Origin of the sequence: Pseudomonas sp. W2Oct36, from assembly GCF_041060465.1 — a bacterium.
GTDB classification, from domain to species: Bacteria; Pseudomonadota; Gammaproteobacteria; order Pseudomonadales; family Pseudomonadaceae; genus Aquipseudomonas; species Aquipseudomonas graminis_B.
On record NZ_JAUERW010000008.1, the window covers coordinates 139500 to 158790 of the forward strand.

General features: G+C 62.1%; 18 protein-coding genes. 9 read left to right on the forward strand and 9 right to left on the reverse strand.

What is annotated here, in order from left to right:
* Window positions 1-137: 137 nt before the first annotated feature.
* Window positions 138-506, reverse strand: coding sequence for an NUDIX hydrolase (locus QWI18_RS13410; protein ID WP_192131901.1), 369 nt, complete (start codon window positions 504-506; stop codon window positions 138-140).
* 583 nt (window positions 507-1089) lie between these two features.
* On the opposite strand from QWI18_RS13410, the gene QWI18_RS13415 reads away from it, so the two are divergent.
* From QWI18_RS13415 to QWI18_RS13450, 8 genes are all read left to right on the forward strand, one after another.
* Window positions 1090-1938, forward strand: a complete 849-nt coding sequence (locus tag QWI18_RS13415; RefSeq protein WP_192131899.1) for a transporter substrate-binding domain-containing protein — start codon at window positions 1090-1092, stop codon at window positions 1936-1938.
* A 75-nt stretch (window positions 1939-2013) separates the two neighbouring features.
* Window positions 2014-2676, forward strand: coding sequence for an amino acid ABC transporter permease (locus QWI18_RS13420; RefSeq protein ID WP_065990414.1), 663 nt, complete (start codon window positions 2014-2016; stop codon window positions 2674-2676).
* Between the two features lie 12 nt (window positions 2677-2688).
* Window positions 2689-3351, forward strand: coding sequence for an amino acid ABC transporter permease (locus QWI18_RS13425; protein ID WP_065990416.1), 663 nt, complete (start codon window positions 2689-2691; stop codon window positions 3349-3351).
* Entirely contained in the window at window positions 3348-4139 is a 792-nt protein-coding gene (locus QWI18_RS13430; RefSeq protein WP_065990418.1) for an amino acid ABC transporter ATP-binding protein, read from the forward strand. The genes QWI18_RS13425 and QWI18_RS13430 overlap by 4 nt, the downstream gene beginning before the upstream one ends.
* A 24-nt stretch (window positions 4140-4163) precedes the next feature.
* A complete protein-coding gene (locus QWI18_RS13435) occupies window positions 4164-4550 on the forward strand; it encodes a RidA family protein (RefSeq protein ID WP_369319031.1) in 387 nt (128 codons plus the stop codon).
* 156 nt (window positions 4551-4706) lie between these two features.
* On the forward strand, window positions 4707-5468 hold the full coding sequence (locus tag QWI18_RS13440) for an IclR family transcriptional regulator (RefSeq protein ID WP_369319032.1): 762 nt from the start codon (window positions 4707-4709) through the stop codon (window positions 5466-5468).
* A gap of 40 nt (window positions 5469-5508) precedes the next feature.
* Window positions 5509-6714 (forward strand): amino acid deaminase, encoded by a 1206-nt coding sequence (locus tag QWI18_RS13445; protein WP_192131897.1) that lies wholly within the window; start codon window positions 5509-5511, stop codon window positions 6712-6714.
* Window positions 6715-6726: 12 nt separating this feature from the next.
* On the forward strand, window positions 6727-7668 hold the full coding sequence (locus tag QWI18_RS13450; protein WP_369319033.1) for a sugar kinase: 942 nt from the start codon (window positions 6727-6729) through the stop codon (window positions 7666-7668).
* 178 nt (window positions 7669-7846) lie between these two features.
* Here QWI18_RS13450 and QWI18_RS13455 read toward each other — a convergent pair whose 3' ends face one another.
* Entirely contained in the window at window positions 7847-8122 is a 276-nt protein-coding gene (locus QWI18_RS13455; protein WP_369319034.1) for a peptidylprolyl isomerase, read from the reverse strand.
* 278 nt (window positions 8123-8400) lie between these two features.
* Here QWI18_RS13455 and QWI18_RS13460 point away from each other — a divergent pair, with 278 nt between their 5' ends.
* Window positions 8401-9567: a PilT/PilU family type 4a pilus ATPase gene (locus tag QWI18_RS13460; RefSeq protein ID WP_065990428.1), complete on the forward strand. Its 1167-nt coding sequence runs from the start codon at window positions 8401-8403 to the stop codon at window positions 9565-9567.
* Between the two features lie 154 nt (window positions 9568-9721).
* Here QWI18_RS13460 and QWI18_RS13465 read toward each other — a convergent pair whose 3' ends face one another.
* From QWI18_RS13465 to QWI18_RS13495, 7 genes are all read right to left on the reverse strand, one after another.
* Entirely contained in the window at window positions 9722-10492 is a 771-nt protein-coding gene (locus QWI18_RS13465) for a 3-hydroxybutyrate dehydrogenase (RefSeq protein WP_065990430.1), read from the reverse strand.
* A 10-nt stretch (window positions 10493-10502) separates the two neighbouring features.
* Window positions 10503-11894 carry a GntP family permease gene (locus QWI18_RS13470; RefSeq protein ID WP_369319035.1) on the reverse strand — a complete coding sequence of 464 codons (1392 nt, stop codon included), beginning with the start codon at window positions 11892-11894 and terminating at the stop codon, window positions 10503-10505.
* Window positions 11895-12151: 257 nt separating this feature from the next.
* Window positions 12152-13567: a sigma-54 interaction domain-containing protein gene (locus tag QWI18_RS13475; protein ID WP_369319036.1), complete on the reverse strand. Its 1416-nt coding sequence runs from the start codon at window positions 13565-13567 to the stop codon at window positions 12152-12154.
* Window positions 13568-13630: 63 nt separating this feature from the next.
* Window positions 13631-15214 carry an ABC transporter ATP-binding protein gene (locus QWI18_RS13480; protein ID WP_065990434.1) on the reverse strand — a complete coding sequence of 528 codons (1584 nt, stop codon included), beginning with the start codon at window positions 15212-15214 and terminating at the stop codon, window positions 13631-13633.
* A gap of 1 nt (window position 15215) precedes the next feature.
* Window positions 15216-16238 (reverse strand): ABC transporter permease, encoded by a 1023-nt coding sequence (locus tag QWI18_RS13485; RefSeq protein ID WP_192131890.1) that lies wholly within the window; start codon window positions 16236-16238, stop codon window positions 15216-15218.
* The gene (locus QWI18_RS13490) at window positions 16238-17302 is read right to left on the reverse strand and encodes a microcin C ABC transporter permease YejB (RefSeq protein WP_192131888.1); all 1065 of its coding nucleotides are present in this window, start codon (window positions 17300-17302) and stop codon (window positions 16238-16240) included. The genes QWI18_RS13485 and QWI18_RS13490 overlap by 1 nt, the downstream gene beginning before the upstream one ends.
* Entirely contained in the window at window positions 17302-19170 is a 1869-nt protein-coding gene (locus tag QWI18_RS13495) for an extracellular solute-binding protein (RefSeq protein ID WP_369319037.1), read from the reverse strand. The genes QWI18_RS13490 and QWI18_RS13495 overlap by 1 nt, the downstream gene beginning before the upstream one ends.
* Window positions 19171-19291 lie beyond the last annotated feature (121 nt).

Below are 19291 nucleotides of genomic sequence, written 5' to 3' on the forward strand. Positions count from 1 at the left end.
AAAAGGAGGGGGGCGGGAGGAATTTTGGGCAAGAAAAAGCCCGCGATGGGGGGTGCGGGCTTAAAGTCAGTCTTGGAGGAGCAAGTGAAGAGTATCGCCCCCGATGTGAAAAACCTGTGAACGCCTCTCAACAACACTTAATAAATGGCGTTGGTCAGAAAAGCCTTCACGATGGACTTCGCCGCTGGGCTGACTTTCTGGTCGCCCAGCTCTTTGCTGGTGAACCACTTGCAGTCGGCAATTTCGTTGTGGGGGGCAGGGGTGGCGATCATCGTCACCGACACTTCGAACACGTGATGCAACACGGCACCGCCCTTATAGCGAGTGATGTACGCCAGGTCTTCCAGGATCAGACCGGTCTCTTCACGTAATTCGCGCGCAGCGGCCTGCGCAGGCGATTCATCGGCTTCGACTTTGCCGCCGGGAAGGTTCCACCGGGCGTTGGATTTGCGCACGTAAAGGATCTGGTTGTCCCTGCGGCAGATGACTGTGGCTCGCTGTTTCATTGGGGTTCCTCCACCGTACAACCCGTAAAAGTGCCGCCGTCCCTGGGTATTCACGCGGCTGTCATAAAAGCTTCATAAAGACGTTTGAAGCAGTAACGGTGCCAATGTTCCCTTCATCCTCCTGAATCGGCCGGTATTAAGAAAAACATAGCTCGATTGAGGGGTGTGTCGGGATAACCAGCCAGACGGTGTCCTGTTCAGCCTGATGGGCGGGGTGCCAACATGAACCAAAATGCCACTACTTAACCAACGCGCTGATTGGGTTCTTTGGCGGGCGGATCGTGCCCTTGGCGCGATGAACGGTCTTGGCACGCAAACCGTGATGCGCGTTATTGGCGCGGAGTGCACGCCGATGGGGCCCTGTGCGCACTGTGTGGGGTGATCCGTAGCGCGGAGTCTGGTCAGCCCGCGTGGCGTTTCGACCTGCACGCACCTGGATTTCAACCCATGTGATTGAAAACACCGGTGATTCTCGCCGCTTCTTTTACCGCCTGACTCTGTGGCACACTTTCTGCTGTCTATTCCGTTGTGGCAAACAAGGTTCCGCTATAGCGGAATAAATACAACCGGCGGAGTTTCTCTCATGCGGCGCGGATCCCTTTCTTTGAAAGCTTTTGCATTGGCCCTGATAACGGCAGCAACGTTGGCAACGACGGCATATGCCGCCGACAGCAAGCTGGACAACGTCCTGCAGCGCGGCCATCTCATCGTGGGTACCGGGAGCACCAATGCCCCTTGGCACTTTCAGGGTGCGGACGGCAAGTTGCAGGGTTTTGATATCGACATCGCGCGCATCGTCGCCAAGGGCTTGTTTAATGATCCGAGCAAGGTCGAGTTTGTCGTGCAGTCCTCCGACGCGCGAATCCCGAACCTGCTGACGGATAAAGTCGACATGAGCTGCCAGTTCATCACGGTGACTGCCAGCCGCGCCCAGCAGGTGGCGTTCACGCTGCCTTATTACCGCGAAGGCGTGGCGCTGCTGCTGCCGACCAACAGCAAGTACAAGGAAATCGACGACCTGAAAGGCGCGGGTGATGGCGTCACCGTTGCCGTGCTGCAGAACGTCTACGCCGAAGAGCTGGTGCATCAGGCGCTGCCCAAGGCGAAGGTCGACCAGTACGACAGCGTCGACTTGATGTACCAGGCCATCAACTCCGGTCGCGCCGATGCGGCGGCCACCGATCAGTCGTCGGTGAAATACCTGATGGTGCAGAACCCCGGTCGCTATCGTTCGCCCGCGTTCGCCTGGAGCCCGCAAACCTACGCGTGCGCCGTCAAACGTGGCGATCAGGACTGGCTGAACTTCGTCAACACCGCCCTGCATGAAGCCATGACCGGCGTTGAATTCCCGATGTACGCCGAGTCGTTCAAGAAGTGGTTCGGCGTGGACCTGCCGACCCCGGCGATCGGTTTCCCGATGGAATACAAATAACCCGCGCCGCTCGCGTCGCCCACTGAAGGGGGCGGGGACGGCCGCGATGCCGTCCCGCCCCAGGTACTGCTGACCATGAATTATCAGCTGAATTTTGCAGCGGTCTGGCGGGATTTCCCCAGTCTGCTGGCGGGGCTGGGGCTCGGCCTGGAACTGGCCCTGATTTCCATCGCCATCGGTTGCGTCATCGGCATGCTGGCAGCATTCGCGATGCTGTCCCGCTACCGCGCCCTGCGGATCGTCGCGTCGATTTACGTGACCGTGGTGCGCAACACGCCGATTCTGGTGCTGATCCTGTTGATTTACTTTGCCATGCCCAGCCTGGGCATTCGTCTGGACAAGATCCCGTCGTTCATCGTCACCCTGTCGCTGTACGCCGGTGCGTACCTGACCGAAGTGTTCCGCGCAGGCCTGCTGAGCATCCACAAGGGCCAGCGCGAAGCGGGGCTGGCGATCGGCCTCGGCGAATGGCAGGTGCGTGCGTACATCGTCGTGCCGGTGATGTTGCGCAACGTGCTGCCGGCGCTGTCGAACAACTTCATTTCGCTGTTCAAGGACACGTCGCTGGCCGCTGCCATCGCGGTGCCGGAACTGACCTATTACGCGCGCAAGATCAACGTCGAGAGCTACCGGGTGATTGAAACCTGGCTGGTGACCACGGCGCTGTACGTCGCCGCCTGTTACCTCATCGCCATGCTGCTGCGTTACCTCGAGCAGCGTCTGGCGATTCGCCGCTAGGAGGCCCGGACCATGTACGAACAACCCAGTTGGTTGCATGAATTGTGGGTCGCGCGGGAGGCGCTGTGGGCCGGGTTTCTCACCAGTGTCCAGTGCGCGGGCCTGGCGATCGTGTTCGGGACGGTGATCGGCGTATTTGCCGGGCTGATCCTGACCTACGGCAAATGGTGGGCGCGCCTGCCGTTTCGCGCCTACGTGGATCTGATTCGCGGCACGCCCGTGTTTGTGCTGGTGCTGGCCTGCTTTTACATGGCGCCAGCGTTGGGCTGGCAGATCGGCGCGTTTCAGGCCGGTGCGCTGGGGTTGACGCTGTTTTGCGGCTCCCACGTCGCCGAGATCGTGCGCGGTGCCCTGCAGGCCATCCCGCGCGGGCAGCTGGAAGCCGGCAAGGCCATCGGCCTGACGTTTCCCCAGTCCCTCAGCTATGTGTTGCTGCCCCAGGCATTGCGGCAGATCTTGCCGACCTGGGTTAATTCCTCGACGGAGATCGTCAAGGCCTCGACCTTGCTCTCGGTGATCGGCGTGGCCGAGCTGTTGCTCAGCACCCAGCAGGTCATCGCGCGCAATTTCATGACCCTTGAGTTTTACCTGTTCGCCGGCTTTCTCTTCTTCGTCATCAACTACGCCATCGAGCTTCTTGGGCGGCAAATCGAAAAACGGGTGGCCTTGCCATGACACAGACTCAAACCGCACCTGCCGCCCCGGCTCTGTTGAGCATCGAAGGGCTGCACAAATCCTATGGCCCGGTTGAAGTGCTCAAGGGCGTTGACCTGAAAATGAACAAGGGCAACGTGGTCACGCTGATCGGCTCCAGCGGCTCGGGCAAAACCACGCTGCTGCGTTGCGTCAATCTGCTGGAAGAGTTTCAGGGCGGGCACATTCGTCTGGAAGGTCAGGACATCGGCTACAGCGACGTCAGTGGCAAGCGCGTGCGCCACCCGGAAAAGCTCATCGCCCGGCACCGCGCGATGACCGGGATGGCGTTTCAGCAGTTCAACCTGTTTCCGCACCTGACCGCGCTGCAGAACGTCACCCTCGGCTTGCTCAAAGTGAAGAAGCTGCCCAAGGACCAAGCCATCGCCCTGGCCGAAAAGTGGCTGGACCGCGTTGGTCTGCTGGAGCGGCGCAATCACTTTCCCGGCCAGCTCTCCGGCGGTCAGCAGCAGCGCGTGGCGATTGCCCGGGCCATCGCCATGAACCCGAGCCTGATGCTGTTCGATGAAGTCACCTCAGCCCTGGACCCGGAGCTGGTCGGTGAGGTGCTCAGCGTGATCAAGGGTCTGGCAGAAGAGGGCATGACCATGCTGCTGGTGACCCACGAGATGCGCTTCGCCTATGAGGTGTCCGATCAGATCGTGTTCATGAATCAGGGCCGCATCGAAGAGCAGGGCCCACCCAAGGCATTATTCGAACAACCCAAGTCAGCGCGTCTGGCTGAATTCCTCAAGAACATTCGTTTTTAAGACGCTCACTCAAAGGAGATTTTCATGAGCATTACTCGTTACGGCGCCGGCAGTACCGCAGGTGGCGGCCAGCCACGTCCATTCGCCCGCGCCGTCGAAGCCGATGGCTGGCTGCATGTGTCAGGGCAGGTGCCGGCCGAAAACGGTGAGATCATCAACGGCGGGATCGTCGAGCAGACCCACAAGACCCTGCAGAACCTGGTGACGATTCTGACCGAGGCCGGCTACGGCCTGGAAGACGTGGTGCGCGTCGGCGTGTGGCTGGAAGACCCGCGTGATTTCTGGAGCTTCAACAAGGTCTTCGGCGAGTACTTCTCCCCGGAACACGCCCCGGCCCGCGCCTGTGTACAGGCCAACATGATGGTCGACTGCAAGGTCGAGATCGATTGCATTGCCTACAAGAAGAAGTGAGGCGAGCTGAAAGCGGCAAGCTATAAGCTGCAAGCTGCAAGTCGGGAGAGCGCTGATGCAACTTGCCGCTTGAAGCTTGCAGCTAACATGCCCACCCCCACATTCAAAGGCTGAAGGCGTTTTTGCATCCGCGCCGTTTAGCTTGGAGCTGCTCTCATGACCGAAGACATCAAACGCCGGGCCCGTGGTTTAGACCGAGCGTTCGATATTCTCGATTACCTCAAGGAAACCGGCACGCCGATGCGGCCCAACGAGATCGCCAGCGGCATCGGCAGCCCGAAATCGACGGTGTACGAGTTGGTCAGTTCGCTGCTGGAACGAAGGATCCTCGAGACCGTCGGCAAGGACGGCCACGTCTACCTGGGGCGGCAGTTGTATTTCCTCGGGCAGGCGCATCTGCGCCATTTCGATTTCACCCGCGAGGCCGAGGTCAGCCTGGGTCAAATCGTCGAGCAGACCCGGGAAACCGCGCAGATGTGCCTGCTCAACGGCCGCAAATACACCGTCGCGCTGATGAAGGAGGGCGCGCGGCATTTTCGTATTTCCTCCGACATCGGCGAGGACGCGCCGATCCCGTGGACCGCGTCGGGACGCCTGCTGCTCGGGCACCTCACGGATCAGGCGATCATCGACCTGATCGACGACGAGGACTTCATCCTCCCGGACGGCACGCGCCTGCCGGTAGAGACGTTTCTGGCCGAGATCCGCAAGGCCCACGACGACGGCTTCTTTTCCTTCGACAGCATCGCCGACACCTTCACCCATTGCTTCGCCGCACCCGTGCGGGACAAACAGGGCATCTGCATCGCGACCCTGTGCATCGTCGCCCCGCGGGCCGACGCCACGGCCCACTACGATCATTACCGGCGCGTGTTGATCGACAGCGCCAACGGCCTGGCCCGGCGCGTCATCGAATAGCGTTGCCGCACACACGAACAAAAAATTCAGGAGAACAGAGATGAGCATTGCCGCGATTGAAAAAGGCGCCACGCAACCCGGCGACCACCTGGTGCGGGACGTCAGCCTGCCCGCGCTGGTCATCCACGACACGGCGCTGGAGCACAACCTGCGCTGGATGCAGAAGTTCGTCAGCGACAGTGGCGCTGAACTGGCGCCCCACGGCAAGACCAGCATGGTGCCGGCGCTGTTTCTGCGGCAGTTGCAGCACGGCGCCTGGGGCATGACCCTCGCCACGGCGGTGCAGACCCGCGCGGCCTATGCCCACGGCGTGCGTCGGGTGCTGATGGCTAACCAGTTGGTCGGCGCGCCGAACATGGCGCTCATCGCCGAGATGCTCACGGACGGGATGTTCGACTTTCATTGCATGGTCGACCACCCGGACAACGTCAAGGCGCTGGGCGAGTTCTTCGCCGCCAAGGGCCTGACCCTCAATGTGATGATCGAGTACGGCGTGGTCGGTGGGCGTTGCGGCTGCCGCAGCGAAGCCGAGGTCATGGCCCTGGCCGACGCCATTGCGGCGCAACCGGCGTTGAAGCTGACCGGCATCGAGGGCTACGAAGGCGTGATCCATGGCGACCAGGCGGTGAGCGGCATTCGCGCGTTCGCCACATCGCTGGTGCGGCTGGCCGTGACCCTGCAGGACAAGGGCGCGTTTGCCCTGGATCGCCCGATCGTCACAGCCTCGGGTTCGGCCTGGTACGACCTGATTGCCGAGGAATTCGACAAGCAACAGGTGCGCGAGCGTTTCCTCAGCGTGCTGCGCCCCGGCAGTTACGTGGTCCACGACCACGGCATCTACAAAGACGCGCAGTGCTGCGTGCTCGACCGACGTCACGACCTGAGCGAAGGCTTACGGCCGGCGATGGAAGTCTGGGCCCATGTGCAGTCGATGCCTGAGCCAGGTTTTGCGGTGATTGCCATGGGCAAGCGCGACGTGGCGTTCGACGCCGGCATGCCCAACCCGATCAAGCGATATGCGCCAGGGGCGGTGCCGGCGACTGGCGAGGACGTCAGCGCCTGCACCGTCACGGCGGTGATGGATCAGCATGCGTTCATGACCGTCGCGCCGGGCTGCGAGTTGAAGGTCGGCGATATCGTTTCGTTCGGCACCTCGCACCCGTGCCTGACCTTCGACAAATGGCGCACGGGGTGCCTGGTCGGCGATGACCTGCGCGTCATCGAATCCTTCGATACCTGCTTCTGACAGGAGTCTGCAATGAGTGAAATGGTCAGTCACAGCTACCCGCGCGTTGCCCTGATCGGCGAATGCATGATCGAGTTGCAACAGCACGCCAACGGCACGCTCAAGCAGAGCTTCGGCGGCGACACGCTGAATACGGCGGTGTACCTGTCGCGGCTGCTGGGTTCGGCGGCGCAGGTGGATTACGTCACGGCGCTGGGCGATGACAGTTTCAGCGACGCCATGTGCCAGGTCTGGACGGAGGAGGGCATTGGCCTGAGTCGGGTCCAGCGTCTGCCGGGGCGGCTGCCGGGGCTGTATTGCATTCAAACCGACGCCAACGGCGAGCGGCGTTTCCTGTACTGGCGCAACGAGGCGGCGGTGCGCGAATGCTTCACCACGCCGGCGGCGGAGCCGGTGCTGGCCGCGCTGCCGGATTACGACGTGCTGTATTTCAGCGGCATCACCCTGGCGGTGCTGGGGGAGACGGGTCGGGCGCGGCTGCTGTCGACCCTCGCCGATGCCCGGGACCGTGGCGCGCGGGTGGTGTTCGACAACAACTACCGCCCGCGCCTGTGGCGCAGTGTCGAGCAAGCGCGGCAGGCGTATCGCGCGGTCATGCACGAAGTGGATCTGGCCCTGCTGACCGAGGAGGACGAGCAGGCGCTGTTCGATTACGCCGACGGCGAGGAAATTTTGCAGACCTACCGCGACCTGGGTGTCAGCGAAGTGGTGGTCAAGCGCGGGGCGCAGAGCTGTCTCGTGAGCGTCGACGACCGGCGTTATGAAGTGCCTGCGCACGCCGTGCAGAAAGTCATCGATACCACGGCGGCGGGGGATTCCTTCAGCGCGGCCTATCTGGCTCGGCGTTTGCGCGGCGGCGGTCCGAAAGATGCGGCCAACGCCGGGCATCAGTTGGCGAGCCTGGTGATTCAGCACCCGGGGGCGTTGATCCCGCGCAGTGTGATGCCGATTTGAGGCAGGGCCGAGAACCCTGCGTAGGGCCGCGCACACCCTGTAGGCCGGCTTCAGCCGGGAAGGGGCCAGGCGACACACCGCAAAATCGAGAGTGCTCAATCCGGCCTGTTCCCGGCTAAAGCCAGTCCTGCTAAGGCAAGGGGGCCAGAACGACCACTACACATTCCGGCCCCAACCCTCAATCCCGATAAAACACCTGCACCAGGTGATACCCGAATTTGCTTTTGACCGGACCCTGCACGGTCCGCAACGGTTTTTTGAAAATCACCTGGTCAATCGCGCCGACCATCTGGCCCGGTCGCACTTCACCCAGATCCCCGCCGCGCTTGCCGCTCGGGCACGTCGAATACTTCTTCGCCAGTACGTCAAACGCTTCGCCCTTGGCAATGCGCTGCTTCAGTTGCTCGGCTTCTTCAGCGGTCTTGACCAGAATGTGGCGGGCTTGGGCTTTCATGGGGTACCGGACGTCTCGATAAAAAAGCCGCGCATTATGCCTTTGCTGCGCGATTTCGGGTAATTTCCCACACCTTGACCGGACGAACGTGTGGCTCGGCGCTGAGACAGGCCTGACCCGGCTCTTCACACGGCCCTGACCCGGCTGTCCAAAGGGCCCTGACCCGGCTGTTCAAGGGCCTTGCCCCGGCCAGCAAACAGCCCGAACGTTAAAACCGGTCGAAGGTCCACAACCTGTAGGCCTGCAGTCTCCTCAAACCTCATGTGCGGTGTTGCCTTATGGATTTTCCGGCGTTGTTGAAGGTGCTTGCCACCCAGGATGGATCGGACCTTTACCTGTCCACCGGCGCGCCCCCCTGCGCCAAGTTCAATGGCGTGCTCAAGCCGCTGGGCACCGAAGCGTTCAAGCCCGGTGACGTCGCGGTGATTGCCAACGGCATCATGGACGCCGAACAGCGCGTGGATTTCGAACGCGACCTGGAAATGAACCTGGCGTTTTCCCTGTCCGGTGTAGGGCGATTCCGGATCAACATCTTCAAGCAGCGCAACGAAGTGTCGATTGTGGCGCGCAACATCAAACTCGACATCCCCAAATTCGAAGACCTGCACCTGCCGCCGGTCCTGCTCGATGTGATCATGGAAAAGCACGGCCTGGTGCTGTTCGTTGGCGCCACCGGTTCGGGTAAATCGACCTCGCTGGCCGCGCTGATCGACCACCGCAACCGTCACGCCAGCGGCCACATCATTACCATCGAAGACCCGGTGGAGTTCATCCACAAACACAAGCGCTCGATCATCAATCAGCGGGAAGTGGGCGTCGACACGCGCAGCTTCCATGCGGCGCTGAAGAACACCCTGCGTCAGGCGCCGGACGTGATCCTGATCGGCGAGATCCGCGACCGCGAAACCATGGAGCACGCGCTGGCCTTTGCCGACACCGGCCACCTGGCCATCTCGACGCTGCACGCCAACAACGCCAATCAGGCGCTGGACCGCATTATCAACTTCTTCCCCGAAGAGCGCCGGCCGCAGTTGCTCCATGACCTGGGCAACAACCTCAAGGCGTTCGTCTCCCAGCGGTTGGTCAAGACCACTGACGGCAAGCGCCGTGCTGCGGTGGAGGTGATGCTGGGCACGCCGACGATTCGCGACCTGATCCACCGCAACGAGTTGACCGAGCTTAAGGGCATCATGGAGAAGTCCACCAACCTCGGCATGCAGACCTTCGACAACGCGCTGTATGACCTGGCGGTGGAGGGCGCAATCACTGAAGACGAAGCCCTGAAGAACGCGGATTCGGCCAACAACGTGCGCCTGCGGTTGAAACTGCACAGCGAGGACGGGCCATCGACCATCGCCAGCGCCCCCCGTGCGCCCCAGCCTGCCGCGCAGGTGAATGTGAAGGATTGGGGGCTGGTGGACGAGCGGGACGAGCCGGGGAATTGAGGTTTCCTCGGCGAGGATTTTGCGGTGTCATCACTGACGCCTTCCCTTGCAGGACCGGCTTTAGCCGGGAAGAGGTCGGTATGAACACCACACATTTGAGGTGTAGCGACCGACGTCTTCCCGGCTAAAGCCGGTGCTACAGGGCTTGCCGCCCTTATCGCGCCAGCCACCCTCCATCGATATTCCACGCCGCGCCACGCACCTGCGCGCCGGCTTCGCTGCACAGAAACAACGTCAGCTCCCCCAACTGCGAAGGCGTCACGAATTCCAGCGATGGCTGCTTTTCCGCCAGCAGGTCATGCTTGGCCTTTTCCACATCGCCGGTCTGCGCGGCGCGATCGTCGATCTGCTTCTGCACCAGCGGCGTCAGCACCCAGCCCGGGCAGATGGCGTTGCAAGTGACATTGCTTGCCGCGGTTTCCAGCCCGACCACCTTGGTCAAGCCAATGACGCCGTGCTTGGCCGCCACATACGCCGCCTTGCCCGTCGAACCGACAAGGCCATGCACCGAGGCAATGTTCACGATCCGACCCCAACCCTTGGCACGCATGCCCGGCAGGCACAACCGCGTGCTGTGAAACACCGACGACAGGTTGATGGCGATAATCTTGTCCCAGCTCTCGACGGGGAAATCCTCCACCGCGTCGACGTGCTGAATGCCCGCGTTGTTGACCAGAATGTCGACGCCGCCGAATTCGCGCTCGGCGTAGGCAATCATGTCGGCGATCTGCGCGACATCGCTGACGTCCGCCGGGTGGTGGCCGACCTTACCGCCGTACTGCTTGACCTGCTCGATCACCGCCGACGCATCGCCGAAGCCGTTGAGCACCAGATGTGCGCCGGCCTTGGCCAGCGTCAGCGCGATGCCCAGGCCGATGCCGCTGGTAGAGCCGGTGACCAGTGCGGTTTTGCCTTGCAGACTCATGTTCAATTCCTCATACGATGCCGGTTGCATAGAAAACGCCGATCACCACGAACACTGCCAGCGTCTTGATAATCGTGATGCCGAAGATGTCCTTGTAGGCCTCGCGGTGGGTCAGGCCGGTGACCGCCAGCAGGGTGATGACCGCGCCGTTGTGCGGCAGGGTGTCCATGCCGCCGCTGGCCATGGCCGCGACGCGGTGCAACACCTCCAGCGGAATGTTCGCCGCATGGGCCGCCGCGATAAAGCTGTCGGACATCGCCGCCAGGGCAATGCTCATGCCCCCGGACGCCGACCCGGTGATCCCGGCCAGCAGCGTCACGGTAATCGCTTCGTTGACCAGCGGATTGGGAATGCTCTTCAGCCCGTCGGCCAGCACGAGGAATCCGGGCAACGAAGCAATCACAGCGCCAAAACCGTATTCCGACGCCGTGTTCATCGCCGCCAGGAGTGCGCCACTGACCGCACCCTTGCTGCCCTCGGCCAGCTTGGATTTCACCGTCCTGAAGGCGAACAGCAGCACAAACACAATGCCCGCCAGCAACGCCGCTTCCACGGCCCAGATCGCGGTGATCTTGGCGATGTCGGTCTGCACTGGCGTGGCCATGCCCGGCAGCGCCAGGGTGTGAGTCTTGCCGTACCACTGGGGAATCCACTGGGTAAACAGCAGGTTCATGATCCCGACCAGCAACAGCGGCGCCAGCGCGATCCACGGGTTGGGCAGGGCGATGTCGTCCGGGGTGTCCGGCTCGTTGCGCAGCTCGGTGCCGTAGCCTTCGCCGGCACGCTGGGCCTTGTTGCGCTGGCGCTGCAGAAACAGCATGCCGACGCTGAACACGAACGCCGTGCCGATCAGCCCCAGCCAAGGCGCCGCCCACGCCGTGGTGTTGAAGAAGGTCGAGGGGATGATGTTCTGGATTTGCGGCGTGCCGGGCAGGGCGTCCATGGTGAACGAAAACGCGCCAAGGGCGATGGTCGCGGGAATCAGCCGCTTGGGAATGTTGCTCTGGCGGAACATCTCGGCGGCGAACGGGTAGACCGCAAACACCACCACGAACAGCGACACGCCGCCATAGGTCAGCAGCGCGCAGACCAGCACGATCACCAGCATCGCCTGGCGGGTGCCGAGCAGGCGAATGGCAGCCGCCACGATGGAGCGAGAGAAACCGGACAGCTCGATCAGCTTGCCGAACACGGCACCGAGCAGAAACACCGGAAAGTAGAGTTTGACGAAGCCGACCATCTTGTCCATGAACACGCCGGTGAAGGCGGGGGCCACGGCTGACGGGTCGGTGAGCAGTACGGCGCCGAGGGCCGCGATGGGGGCAAAGAGGATGACGCTGTAACCCCGGTAGGCAGCCAGCATCAGCAGCGTAAGCGCCGCTAAAGCGATGATCACACTCATCGAGTGTCTCCTGTTGTTTTTGTTTTGGGTGCGGCGAGGCCGCGCCACAGGAGGTATAGCTACATTCATGCCAGAGCGCTAACTAGCTGATTTTTATTGGATTTATCTAAAAATGGCGATTGGGGCAATCATGTGCGTCCCGATAATGAGACGGCTCAGGCCGAAACGGTAACCGCTAGAAGAAACATGTCGGGGTGGCAGCCGCTCTGGTGCGGAAACCTGTGCCCGTTATCCCGGAAGGTAGACAGCCAGTCTCTTTATTGAGACTCGGCGATGCCCAGCGCGGCCATCTTCTTGTACAGCGTCGAACGGCCCAACCCTAGCTGCCGTGCCGCGAGCACCACGTTCCCCGCGCACTGGGCCAGCTTTGCCTGAATCAGCTCACGCTCGAAATGCTGGCGCGCCTCGCTGTAGGTCTGGTCATTGGACGCGGACCACGCTGCCACCGGCGGGCTGGCGACCGGCACCAGCGTACCGATGGCGGCGCGAATGTCGCCGGGGCTGAGCTGCAGATCGTCGCTGAGCAGCGCGGCACGTTCGAGCACGTTGCGCAGCTCGCGGATATTGCCGGGCCAGGCGTGCTGCGCGAGGGCCACCAAGGCCGCGGGGGCCAGTTCGTGATGGCTGTGAAGGTCCTCAAGAATCGCCTCGGCCAGCGCTGGGATGTCATCCAGACGTTCGCGCAACGGTGGCACTTTTATGGGCAGTACGCTCAGCCGGTAATACAGGTCGGCGCGAAACTCGCCGCGCTTGATCGCCGCTTCAAGGTCGGTGGAGGTCGCGGCGATCACGCGCACATCGCTTTTGATCATCGCGTTGGAGCCCACCGGCTCGTATTCTTTTTCCTGCAGCACCCGCAGCAACTTGCTTTGCAATGGCAGGGGCATGTCGCCGATTTCGTCGAGAAACAGCGTGCCGCCCTCGGCCAGGTGCAATTTGCCGTGGCGCCCCTTGCGATCGGCGCCGGTAAACGCGCCCGGGGCCGTGCCGAAGAATTCCGCCTCCAGCAACGCCTCGGGAATCGCCGCGCTGTTGATGCAGATGAAGGGTTTGTGCGCCCGTGGCGAGCTGTTGTGCACGGCGTGGGCCAGAAGCTCCTTGCCGGTGCCGGTCTCACCAAGCAGCAACACCGGGGAATCGGTACTGGCACTGCGACGGGCGCGGCGTTTGACTTCCAGGCTGGCGGCGCTGGTGCCGATAAAGTGGGTAAAGGTGTATTTAGCTTGCCGGGCGCGCAGCAGCGAGCGGGTCGAGGCCAGCTCCTGCTGCATGCTTGAATAGCGCTTGAGCAGCGGCGACAGGGCCTGTAGCTCATCGAACAGTGCGAAGCCGATGGCGCCGATCACCGCGCCGCCGTCGTCATGGATCGGCAGGCGCATGACCACCAGCGGGTCCTTCGCCGTGTCCATCATGTCCAGCAGAATCGGTTGCCCGTTGCTCGCCACCTGACGCAGCAGGCTGCCGGGAATCACCTGTTCACAGGGCTGGCCCACCGCGCGGCTGGGGTCTTCGAGGCCAAAACGGCGGGCGTAGCGCTCGTTGATCCAGACGATGCGGGCGTCGCGGTCGACGATGACCGTGCCCTCGCTGGACTGCTCGATGATCTCGAACAGCGAGCGGATCGCCAGCCGCCGAACGCGCCGGTAATCCTTCAGGCTTTCGTTGTCGTTCATGTGCGGTTCCATCCATCCTGTTCCTCGGCATCTGGCCGCACAGACTACTGTTTGGGGCGAGCTTCAATTGAAACCGGGGTGGGCCGCCGCCAGCAATTCCCGGGTGTAAGGGTGCTGCGGCGCATCGAACACGTCGTGGCTCGCGCCGCGCTCGACCACTTTGCCGTCCTTGACCACGATCAGGTCATGGGCCAGCGCCTTGACCACGGCCAGGTCGTGGCTGATAAACAGATAGGTCAGGCCATGCCGCTCCTGCAATTGCCGCAACAACGCGACGACCTGCTTCTGCACGGTGCGGTCCAGCGCAGACGTCGGTTCGTCGAGCAATATCAAGGCAGGTTTGAGCACCAGCGCGCGGGCAATGGCGATCCGCTGCCGCTGCCCGCCGGAAAACTCATGGGGGTAACGGTGCCGGCTGGACGGGTCGATGCCCACTTCTTCCAGCGCGCGGATCACTTCGGCCTCACAGCTGGCCTGGTCCAGGTCGCTGTGGACTTCCAGCCCTTCGCTGATGATCTGTGCCACTGACATGCGCGGGCTGAGGCTGCCGTAAGGGTCCTGGAAAACCACCTGCATCTGCTTGCGCCATGGGCGCATCTGCTTTTGATTCAGGCTGTCCAGCGCGTGACCCTTGAAGCGGATACTGCCACGGGACTCGAGCAAGCGCAGGATGGCCTGACCGAGTGTCGACTTGCCCGAGCCGGATTCGCCGACGATGCCCAGGGTTTTGCCGCGCTCGATGCTGAGGCTGATGTCATCGACCGCTTTCAGGTATTCGTGGTGCCGGTTGAAAATCCCGCCGCCGAGGGAGAACCAGACGCGCAGGTTATCGACTTCCAGCACCTTCTCGCGGGTGTCCCGGGGTAACGGCTCGCCCGCCGGTTCGGCGTCCAGCAGCAAGCGGCTGTAGGCGTGTTGCGGGTTTTTGAACAGCGACTGGCAGTTGGACTGCTCGACGATTTCCCCGGCGCGCATCACGCACACCCGCTGGGCGATGCTGTGGACCAGATTCAGGTCGTGGCTGATCAGCAACAGCGACATGTTCAGCCGTTGCTGGAGCTGTTTGAGCAGCAGCAGGATCTTGCGCTGCACCGTCACATCCAGCGCCGTGGTGGGCTCATCGGCAATCAGCAGTTCCGGCTCGCAGGCCAGCGCCATGGCGATCATCACCCGCTGGCGCTGGCCGCCGGACAACTCGTGGGGATAGGCCTTCAGGCGCTTTTTCGGGTGCTGAATGCCGACCAGCTCCAGCAGCTCGATGATCCTTGCCTGGGCCGCCTTGCCTGCCATGCCCTTGTGTAGCAACAAGGTCTCGCCGATCTGCCGGGACACCGTGTGCAGGGGGTTCAGCGAGGTCATTGGCTCCTGAAAGATCATCGCGATCTGATTGCCGCGCAGCTCGCGCATGACGTTGCCATCGGCGCCGAGCAACTCTTTGCCGCGGTAGCGAATGCTGCCGGTGCTCAGCGTGCCGGCCTGGGGCAGCAGTTGCAGGATCGAATGGGCGGTCACCGATTTGCCCGAGCCCGACTCGCCGACCAGTGCCAGGCACTCGCCGGCCGGAATGTCCAGGCTGAGGTGCTTGACCACGGTGTGCCCGTTGAACGACACCGAAAGGTCGCGGATTTCGATCAGGTTTTCGGACATCTCAGGACCTCGGGTCGAAGGCATCCCGCAGGGCCTCGCCAATAAACACCAGCAGCGACAGTATCAGCGCCAGTGTGAAAAATGCCGTGAAACCGAGCCATGGCGCTTGCAGGTTCTGTTTGCCCTGGGCAATCAGCTCGCCCAGTGACGCGCTGCCGGCGGGCATGCCGAAGCCGAGGAAGTCGAGCGCGGTCAGCGTGGAAATCGCCCCGGTGAGGATGAACGGCAGATAGCTCAGGGTGGCGTTCATCGCGTTGGGCAGAATGTGCCGCAGGATCACCTTGCGATCACTCAGCCCCAGCGCCCGCGCCGCTTTGACGTATTCCAGATTGCGCCCGCGCAGGAATTCGGCGCGCACCACGTCTACCAGCGCCAGCCATGAAAACAGCGCCATGATCCCCAGCAGCCACCAGAAGTTTGGCTCGACGAAGCCCGACAGGATGATCAGCAGGTACAGCACCGGTAGGCCAGACCAGACTTCCAGCAGGCGCTGTCCGATCAAATCCACCCAGCCGCCGTAATAGCCCTGTAACGCGCCGGCTGCGATGCCGATCAGCGCGCTGATGAACGTCAACGCCAGGGCAAACAGAATCGATACCCGCGCGCCGAAAATGACCCGGGCCAGCACGTCCCGGGCCTGATCGTCGGTGCCCAGCCAGTTGATTGAGGAGGGCGGGCTCGGCGCCGGTTTGTTCAGGTCATAGTTGGGTGTGTCATCACTGAACGGAATCGGCGGAAACAGCATCCAGCCATCGCCCTTGCTGATCAGCTGGCGCACGTAGTCGCTGCGGTAGTCCGGCTGAAAGGGCAGTTGGCCGCCGAATTCCTGCTCGGTGTGGCGCTTGAAGGCGGGGAAGTACAGCTCATGCTGATAACTCAGCACCAGGGGTTTGTCGTTGGCAATCAGCTCGCCGCACAGGCTGAGCACGAGCAGCCCGCAAAACAGCCACAGCGACCACCAGCCGCGGCGGTTGTTGCGAAAGCGCTCGAAACGACGGCGAGCCACCGGAGACAGTCTGCGCATCACGCATTCCTCGCGCTGAAGTCGATCCGGGGGTCGACCAGGGTGTAGCAGATGTCTCCGACCAGCTTTATCAGCAACCCGAACAGCGTGAAGATGAACAGCGAGCCGAACACCACCGGGTAATCCCGCGACACCGCGGCTTCGTAGCTCATGCGGCCGAGGCCATCGAGGGAGAAGATCACTTCGATCATCAACGAACCGGCGAAGAACACACTGATGAACGCCTGGGGAATGCCCGCCACGATCAGCAACATGGCGTTGCGGAACACATGGCCGTAGAGGACCCGTCGCTCACTCAGCCCCTTGGCCCGGGCGGTCACCACGTACTGGCGGGTGACTTCGTTCAGGAAGGAGTTTTTGGTCAGAATGGTCAGCGTTGCAAAACCGCCAATGACCAGCGACGTGACCGGCAACACCAGGTGCCAGAAGTAGTCGGCGATCTTGCCCAGAGTGCTCAGTTGATCAAAGTTCTCGGACACCAGCCCGCGGACCGGGAACCAGCTCAGCGACGTGCCGCCGGCAAACAGCACCACCAGCAGCATGGCGAACAGAAAGGCCGGCATCGCGTAACCGATGATAATGGCCGTGCTGCTCCAGATATCAAAGTGACTGCCGTGCTTGACCGCCTTGCGGATGCCCAGGGGGATCGACACCAGGTAGGTGATCAGCGTCGCCCAGAGGCCCAGCGAGATGGAGACAGGCATCTTTTGCAGGATCAGGTCCGTGACCTTGGCGCCGCGAAAGAAGCTGTTGCCGAAATCCAGCTGCGCGTAGTTCTTCAGCATCAGCCACAGGCGCTCATGCAGAGGCTTGTCAAAACCGTACTGGTGCTCGATTTCCTTGATCAGCTTGGGGTCGAGCCCGCGACTGGCCCGGGACTGCCCGGCGTTCATGGTTTCGGTGTGGCCTGCGCCGATGGTGCCGCCCGCGACGCCTTGCAGCTTGGCGATGGCTTGCTCGACGGGCCCGCCGGGCGCTGCCTGCACGATGAAGAAGTTGACCAGCAGAATGCACAGCAGCGTCGGAATGATCAGCAGCAGGCGCCTCATCAGGTAGCCGAGCATTACTTGACCTCCGAGGGAATGGCCGAAGCGCCCCGTTGCTGGGCGAACTGTTCGTTGGTCAGTGCCTGGGGGCTGACTTCCCACCAGGTATCGATGGCTTCGCTGTTGCTGGCCTGCACCTTGGGAATGCCGAAACGGTTCCACCACACCGTGGACGAGCCGGGCGGGTAATAGTTTGGAATCCAGTAGAAGCCCCACTGCAGCACCCGGTCCAGGGCATGGGCGTAATCGATCATCGCCGGCTTGCTGTCGGCTTTTGCCAGGCCCTCGATCAGGGTGTCAACGGCCGGGTCGCGCAAGACCATGTAGTTGCTGGACCCCGGATCGTTGGCGACCTTCGAGCCGAAGTTGTTGTACAGCTCCATGCCCGGGGAGGTCGAGACGCCGTAGCCGGTGACGATCATGTCGTAATCCCGGGCCATGACCCGGTTCAGGTACTGCGCCGAATCGATGCGGCGGATTTCGAAGTCGATGCCGATCTGCGCCAGATTGCGCTTATACGGCAGCAGGATTTTCTCGAAGCCGCTCTGGCCGTTGAGAAAGGTAAAACTCAACGGTTGGCCCTGGGCGTTGACCAGCTTGTCACCCTGGGGCATCCAGCCTGCTTCTTCAAGCAACGCCAGGGCTTGCAGCTGTTTGTCGCGAATGAAGCCGCTGCCATCGGTTTTCGGGGTCTGGAACACCGTGGTGAAGACTTCCGGCGGCACCTGACCGCGCAACGGCTCGAGGATCTTCAGCTCGGACGCGGTGGGCAACGCCGTCGCCGCCAGATCACTGTTGGAGAAGTAGCTGTTCTGACGCACATAAACGTTGCGCATCATCTGCTTGTTGGTCCACTCGAAGTCCCACAGCATCGCCAGCGCCTGACGCACGCGGCGATCCTGAAATTTCGGACGGTCCAGATTGAAGATGAAACCCTGAGAGCTCTGCACCGCGCCCTTGGCCAGGTGCGCCCGCTGCAAGCGGCCTTCGGTCAACGCCGGGCTGTCGTAGCCGATGGAGTAACCCGTGGCGGAATATTCGCGGTTGTAGTCATAACCGCCACCGCGCAGCACTTGGCGGGCGACGTCGGTGTCGCCGAAATACTCGACGCTGAAGTGATCGAAGTTGTACAGGCCGCGATTGACCGGCAGGTCCTTGCCCCACCAGTCCGGGTTGCGTTCGAAGGTGATGCTGCGCCCGGGGTCGACCTTGCCGATGCGATACGGGCCGCTGCCCACCGGAATCTCGAAGCCGCCGCCGTTGGCGAAGTCGCGGTCTTTCCACCAATGCTCGGGAAACACCGGCAGCGAGGCCAGATCCAGGGGCAAAGTGCGGCTCTCACTGCTTTTGAAATCAAAGCGGATCTGCGTCGGCGACTCGACTTCGACGCCTTTGACGTCTTGAAACTCGGTGCGGTACGACAGGCTGCCCTGGGTCATCAGCAGGTTGTAGGTGAAGCGCACGTCCTCGGCGGTGATGGCCGAGCCGTCGGAAAACTTAGCCTTGGGGTTCAGGTAGAAACGCAATGACAGGCCGTCGGGGGCGCGCTCCATTTTCTCTGCGATCAGGCCATAAACGGTGTAGGGCTCGTCCAGCGACCTGACCGCCAGGGGCGAGTACAGCAAGCCGTTGACCTGGGCCACGCCGGTGCCTTTGTCGAGGTACGGCATGATGTGATCGAACTGACCGATTTCCTGGGCCGAGCGGCGCATGCTTCCGCCTTTGGGGGCGTCGGCGTTCACGTAATCGAAATGCCCGAAGTTCGCCGGGTAACGCGGCGCCTCGCCGTAAACGGTCAATGCGTGTTGAGGGGCGGCGGATAAAACCTGAAAACCAGAAACGAGGACGAGTGTTGCGACCATCAGCGATGACAAAACAAAACGCATTGCACGAATCCTGACTGACATCGGCGAGCAATATCTGGGTTGAAGGTCATGACGGCGCGGGGTGGCCGGTCCGGTTTTTTATTGATTGCCCCGCAGGCAAGGTACCGCAAAGCCGGCGTCT

Bases quoted from the DNA above. Each gene is read 5' to 3' on its own strand.
- QWI18_RS13465 (WP_065990430.1), bottom strand. From the start codon at position 10,492: ATGAGTCTGCAAGGCAAAACCGCACTGGTCACCGGCTCTACCAGCGGC.
- QWI18_RS13415 (WP_192131899.1), top strand. From the start codon at position 1,090: ATGCGGCGCGGATCCCTTTCTTTGAAAGCTTTTGCATTGGCCCTGATA.
- QWI18_RS13450 (WP_369319033.1), top strand. From the start codon at position 6,727: ATGAGTGAAATGGTCAGTCACAGCTACCCGCGCGTTGCCCTGATCGGC.
- QWI18_RS13420 (WP_065990414.1), top strand. From the start codon at position 2,014: ATGAATTATCAGCTGAATTTTGCAGCGGTCTGGCGGGATTTCCCCAGT.
- QWI18_RS13430 (WP_065990418.1), top strand. From the start codon at position 3,348: ATGACACAGACTCAAACCGCACCTGCCGCCCCGGCTCTGTTGAGCATC.
- QWI18_RS13460 (WP_065990428.1), top strand. From the start codon at position 8,401: ATGGATTTTCCGGCGTTGTTGAAGGTGCTTGCCACCCAGGATGGATCG.
- QWI18_RS13410 (WP_192131901.1), bottom strand. From the start codon at position 506: ATGAAACAGCGAGCCACAGTCATCTGCCGCAGGGACAACCAGATCCTT.
- QWI18_RS13425 (WP_065990416.1), top strand. From the start codon at position 2,689: ATGTACGAACAACCCAGTTGGTTGCATGAATTGTGGGTCGCGCGGGAG.
- QWI18_RS13455 (WP_369319034.1), bottom strand. From the start codon at position 8,122: ATGAAAGCCCAAGCCCGCCACATTCTGGTCAAGACCGCTGAAGAAGCC.
- QWI18_RS13440 (WP_369319032.1), top strand. From the start codon at position 4,707: ATGACCGAAGACATCAAACGCCGGGCCCGTGGTTTAGACCGAGCGTTC.
- QWI18_RS13495 (WP_369319037.1), bottom strand. From the start codon at position 19,170: ATGCGTTTTGTTTTGTCATCGCTGATGGTCGCAACACTCGTCCTCGTT.
- QWI18_RS13475 (WP_369319036.1), bottom strand. From the start codon at position 13,567: ATGAACGACAACGAAAGCCTGAAGGATTACCGGCGCGTTCGGCGGCTG.
- QWI18_RS13435 (WP_369319031.1), top strand. From the start codon at position 4,164: ATGAGCATTACTCGTTACGGCGCCGGCAGTACCGCAGGTGGCGGCCAG.
- QWI18_RS13470 (WP_369319035.1), bottom strand. From the start codon at position 11,894: ATGAGTGTGATCATCGCTTTAGCGGCGCTTACGCTGCTGATGCTGGCT.
- QWI18_RS13480 (WP_065990434.1), bottom strand. From the start codon at position 15,214: ATGTCCGAAAACCTGATCGAAATCCGCGACCTTTCGGTGTCGTTCAAC.
- QWI18_RS13485 (WP_192131890.1), bottom strand. From the start codon at position 16,238: ATGCGCAGACTGTCTCCGGTGGCTCGCCGTCGTTTCGAGCGCTTTCGC.
- QWI18_RS13490 (WP_192131888.1), bottom strand. From the start codon at position 17,302: ATGCTCGGCTACCTGATGAGGCGCCTGCTGCTGATCATTCCGACGCTG.
- QWI18_RS13445 (WP_192131897.1), top strand. From the start codon at position 5,509: ATGAGCATTGCCGCGATTGAAAAAGGCGCCACGCAACCCGGCGACCAC.